A 4,273-nucleotide genomic window follows, 5' to 3' on the forward strand; every position below is an offset into this window, starting at 1 on the left:
TAACCCGGACCCCCAGGCTCTTCAAAAATTCCAGGGCTTCTTCCAGGCACCCCCGGGGCAGAGCCAGGTGGTCGGGAAACTCTTCTGCGCAGTTAATTATCCTGGGCTTGCCAAAAGTTGATAAGCGCATGGCCTGAGCCCTGTAGAACTCGGGGTTCTGAAAGGTGGCCATCCTGGTCAAACGGTTCAGCACTTCTGCTGGTAATCCTCCTTTTACCACGTAAATCTGGTTGCCCTGAATCAGTGATGCTTCCCGGGGCAATGGTCCGGACACACCTTCTGGAGGCTTTTTACCTGAAGGAGGCAGGGTCCAGGGTCTCCTTGTGTCTTCTTCAACACTGTCCGGCACTCCAACTACTGCACCTCTTTGACCGGCCTCATGGACTAAAGCCTCCACATCTGCCGGACTCATTGTGTTGACCCCGGACAGAAAAGCCCATTGATCCGGGTATGGCTGCAAAGAGGAGTCAATAAAAACACTGTGCCCCCTGGCTAGAGGATAATATTGCAGAGGCAGGGCAATAAGATTGCCAAAGCCGCCTTTGGGCAATGTGTCCTGGTTGGGGAAGAAGCGGTCATAGGAATCAAAACCCAGTTCCCGCCTGCGTCCCATGGCCCTGGTGAGCACCGCGCATCCAAGCTTGCGGGCATTATGGGCCGTAACCGGACTATTGAAAAAAATCCAGACGTGACCTCCGTTGCCGGACCTGGAACGCTCAAGTGATGCCGGAATCTCCATCTCCCTGCAAATTTCCAGAAATACAGCGGCGTCTTCCTGCCAGGACTTTTTATCAAAATCAGCCGCCAGAAACCAGCAGGTGTCATCCGGCAAAAGTGGATACACTCCTATGGTCTGGTTGCCGGCCAGGTGATCAAAAACAACCTGGTCAGTCACTGGTTTCAGAAGGCGGCTTTCGCATTGGCCGCATTTTACCTTTGGCTTGCCGCATAAGGGTCTTTTCCATTCATTGGCGCAGGCCGGGGTATAGCCGCTTCGGCCCTGTTTGTTTTCCCAGCGGACAGGGTAGACATCTTCCCTGCCCCGAAACAATTGGCGAAACAGGGCGATTTTCTCTTCCGGAGAGGATTTGCGGGATACAGATGCTGACGAAGGTTGGTGCGGGTCCTGCAAGGAAGTTGAGACTGAAGGGGGTTTTGATTGGTCGTCTTCCAGAATCTCAGGGGCAAGCCCAAGCCTGGCTCTCAAGCGTTCATTCTCCGCGCGCAACCTTAAGCACTCGGCTTCAGCGCTTTTTAGAGCCTGAAGCAGGCTTGCTTTATCCATATCGTCCATGCTGGACATAATTGCTCATGAGCAGTTTGCCTTGTTGTTGGGTTGACAGCCACGCGTCCTGCCACGCGCTTCGCGTGGTTCGAGATGTTGGTACTTATCGTTTATTGGTGCGCAGGTCGTAGGCCTTTTCCTGTTCAAACCGAACGCTCATATCGATCCTGGATGGTGTGCTCATTTTGAACCTCGGCCACACCTTCTCGACAGCCTTATATGCAGCCTCGTTTTTCATTCTGAAAACAGCTGTCAGCTTGTTCCTGGATTCATTGTCCTCTACCACCTCAACCTTATCTGGATCTTTGGCAAAACTCTTTGCGGCCTGAATCATTGCCTGCTGTTCATCCTGTGTAGGGTTCCCAGAAAAATGAACTGTTACCAAGACCACCATAGCAAGACTGCTCCCATGAATCAAAAAAGATCAGCCATTTGACTTACGAGCTCTTCTGATACGTCAAATTCTCAGAGGAACCCTGTTGCGGATTCATCCACTCTGGAAGAGGAGTATTGGTAGCTTCAGCATAAAGAATTTCCGGGGCAATATCCACTTCTTCATCCCCCCAGGTCAGCACCCCGAGTTCTCTATTTATTCTGAAATTTTTGAAAAACTCTATATCTCTAAATTTTTCAAAAACGCCCCCCTGGTTTAAATACCTGGAAAAATCCACGATACCTGTGAGACCATCCTCAAAAGTCACCTCAATTTTATACCCACCTTTATAAATGGCAGAAACTACATCTTTTATCATGACCTTTACCTCACTATTTTAACGGCTCAATTTTTCTTGGTGCCTGGTTGTTTCTCGCTAATTCCCAGTTTTGAATTAATTCGTCCCTGTGCTGTGAAGCCCATTCGATTACAAGGCCCAACGCCCGGGGTGCCAGGTGCCCTTCAAGTATACGCAACGTCTCAATTTCTATGGCCACTTTTTCGCTACCATACTCCCCCCTGTCAGCCCACAAACGCCACCGCCCGGACAGGCGAACCGTCGGCCCCGGAAAAATGCAGCGGAAAACAGGCTATGGAGAATCCTGCCCGGGGCAACTGGTCCAGATTGGCCAGGTTTTCAATTATGATCATGTCCTTACCCAGGAGTATCCCGTGAATCAGAAAGGACGTGTCTGCGGGGCCGTCCGCTGATATGGTATCAAAGCCGACACCCTTGAGTCCGGACTCGCTCAAACGGTGCGCCGCCTCCGGGCTTAAAACCGGATATCCTTCAAAATAGCCTGCAGTGCCCCACAACCGGGACCATCCGGTCCTGAACAAAACAAAATCCGCTGTTTTAATCATGTCTTCGTAAGGCGTCAGGTCCTGGGCGGCGATTTCCATTTGCTCCGGTTTAGCGTCAAAGCATACCCCCTGTCCGTAAAAAGCCGAAATGGGCATGCGGTCCAGAGTTTTTCCCCTGTCCAGGATATGGGCCGGGGCATCCATATGGGTACCGGTGTGTGACATAAGGGATAGCTTTGTCTCCGCAAAGCCGTCCTTGTCCAGGTCAAACGGGCGCTCGAGCACCGGGGCGTCTGTACCCGGATACACCGGCATGCCGGGCTCGATACGATGGCTGAGATCAATTATTTTCATCTATTGCCTCAAGGACCTGGCCAGGTCCGCTCCAAGCCTCTGTGCTTGGGACACAACATTTTCTTCCTGCTTTACTTTGCCCCGGTCAAAAATGCCATAAACCGGCAGCTCCCCTGTGATCTCGTATCCCAGGGCGTCAAGAGGAGCTCGCATGGCAGTCATGGTAAATCCCATGTCCGCCTCATCCACCTGTTCACAAACAGCAGCCAGCGCGAGTTTTCTCCCTTGACCCGCCGAGCGGCTCCCATAACCCCTGGGACGGTGATCATCAAAATCATAATAACAGTACAAACGGTCGATAAACGCTTTCATCCATGCCGTGATATTGTAGTTGTGTGTGGGCGACACCAGGACCATGCCCATGGATCCAGACACATCTGGATACAGAAGGGTCATGCCGTCCTTTAATCCGGTACAGATTTTATCTTTCCTTATGGGCAGGCTTGTGGCTTGGACTGGAAACGGCATTGAACACGGTGACCAGGAGATTTACTCCATCCTGTCATTTGTACGCAACCTGGTTCGCCATGTTTTTCACCAGTCTGTTCATTTCTTGGCAAAACTTTGATCCTGTCGGGCCTGCGTCCGAAATTTTTTGCCGCAGGGTCTGCCTTCGTACCTGGTCCTTGCATGCTGCGGAAAAGTCATCCAAGCAAAAACTTATTACTACCCCAGCTTGTACCCCGGCGTATTTTGACAAGAAAAAAGGGGTACGATTTTCACCGTAACCCCCTGAAATATATGGTCGGGAAGACTGGATTTGAACCAGCGGCCCCCTGCTCCCAAGGCAGGTGCGCTACCAGACTGCGCCACTTCCCGTTGTAATTAACCCTACAACGACACTAACGCGGGCTTTGCCCGCAACCCAAAAACATCTTCTCACGCAAAGGCGCAAAGGTCGCCAAGGAAGACAGGAAATACCTCTGCTTCGTCTCTTAAACTTTGCGTACTTTGCCTGCCCAGTTGAATTGCTCGAAGAGCAAGCCCGAAGGGCATTCAACCGGAGCGGTTGGCCTGCCACGCGCTTCGCGTGGTTCAAATTTTTCTTGTTTTTTTATGACCCCAGTTGAACCCTGCTCCACAGGAACGCTTTCAGCGTTGTTTAAAGGGGCAGGCAGGGTTTCAGGAGTAAGTCACAAATAAAGTTCATGGCTTGTTATACCAGATGTGACTGCAAAAAGTCATTTTTGCAGTCACAGATGTCAGAGATCAGATGTCAGATGTCAGATGTCAGAGATCAGATGTCAGAGATCAGAGATCAGAGATCAGAGATCAGAGATCAGAGATCAGAGATCAGAGATCAGATGTCAGATGTCAGATGTCATTAAAATCAAAGAGTTATGTAGATTTTTGATATCTAAATTTTTCATTCTCCGACTTTTTGCAGGTGCATCATA

5 protein-coding genes, 1 tRNA gene and 1 pseudogene are annotated in these 4,273 nt (G+C 50.6%); all 7 read right to left on the reverse strand.

Translation table 11 applies throughout. The features are described 5' to 3' along the window. Positions 1-1,285 (reverse strand): annotated as a pseudogene (locus QZP87_RS12150) (restriction endonuclease subunit R); the annotation flags it as partial. A 103-nt stretch (positions 1,286-1,388) separates the two neighbouring features. Beyond that, on the reverse strand, positions 1,389-1,679 hold the full coding sequence (locus QZP87_RS12155) for a hypothetical protein (protein WP_291323191.1): 291 nt from the start codon (positions 1,677-1,679) through the stop codon (positions 1,389-1,391). Between the two features lie 43 nt (positions 1,680-1,722). After that, the gene (locus QZP87_RS12160; RefSeq protein ID WP_291323192.1) at positions 1,723-2,037 is read right to left on the reverse strand and encodes a DUF2442 domain-containing protein; all 315 of its coding nucleotides are present in this window, start codon (positions 2,035-2,037) and stop codon (positions 1,723-1,725) included. 13 nt (positions 2,038-2,050) lie between these two features. Next, positions 2,051-2,251: a DUF4160 domain-containing protein gene (locus QZP87_RS12165; protein WP_291323193.1), complete on the reverse strand. Its 201-nt coding sequence runs from the start codon at positions 2,249-2,251 to the stop codon at positions 2,051-2,053. Further along, on the reverse strand, positions 2,241-2,876 hold the full coding sequence (locus tag QZP87_RS12170) for a cyclase family protein (RefSeq protein WP_291323194.1): 636 nt from the start codon (positions 2,874-2,876) through the stop codon (positions 2,241-2,243). Before QZP87_RS12170 ends, QZP87_RS12165 begins: the two co-directional genes overlap by 11 nt. After that, positions 2,877-3,344, reverse strand: a complete 468-nt coding sequence (locus QZP87_RS12175; RefSeq protein WP_291323195.1) for an NAD(P)H-dependent oxidoreductase — start codon at positions 3,342-3,344, stop codon at positions 2,877-2,879. It abuts the gene before it with no gap. Between the two features lie 274 nt (positions 3,345-3,618). Further along, positions 3,619-3,695 (reverse strand) — tRNA-Pro (locus tag QZP87_RS12180). Positions 3,696-4,273 lie beyond the last annotated feature (578 nt).

This window comes from Desulfonatronospira sp. (assembly GCA_003563255.1).
Taxonomy (GTDB): Bacteria; Desulfobacterota; Desulfovibrionia; order Desulfovibrionales; family Desulfonatronovibrionaceae; genus Desulfonatronospira.

Coding starts and splice junctions, on each gene's coding strand:
- QZP87_RS12155 (WP_291323191.1), bottom strand. CDS start 1,679: ATGGTGGTCTTGGTAACAGTTCATTTTTCTGGGAACCCTACACAGGAT.
- QZP87_RS12160 (WP_291323192.1), bottom strand. CDS start 2,037: ATGATAAAAGATGTAGTTTCTGCCATTTATAAAGGTGGGTATAAAATT.
- QZP87_RS12170 (WP_291323194.1), bottom strand. CDS start 2,876: ATGAAAATAATTGATCTCAGCCATCGTATCGAGCCCGGCATGCCGGTG.
- QZP87_RS12175 (WP_291323195.1), bottom strand. CDS start 3,344: ATGCCGTTTCCAGTCCAAGCCACAAGCCTGCCCATAAGGAAAGATAAA.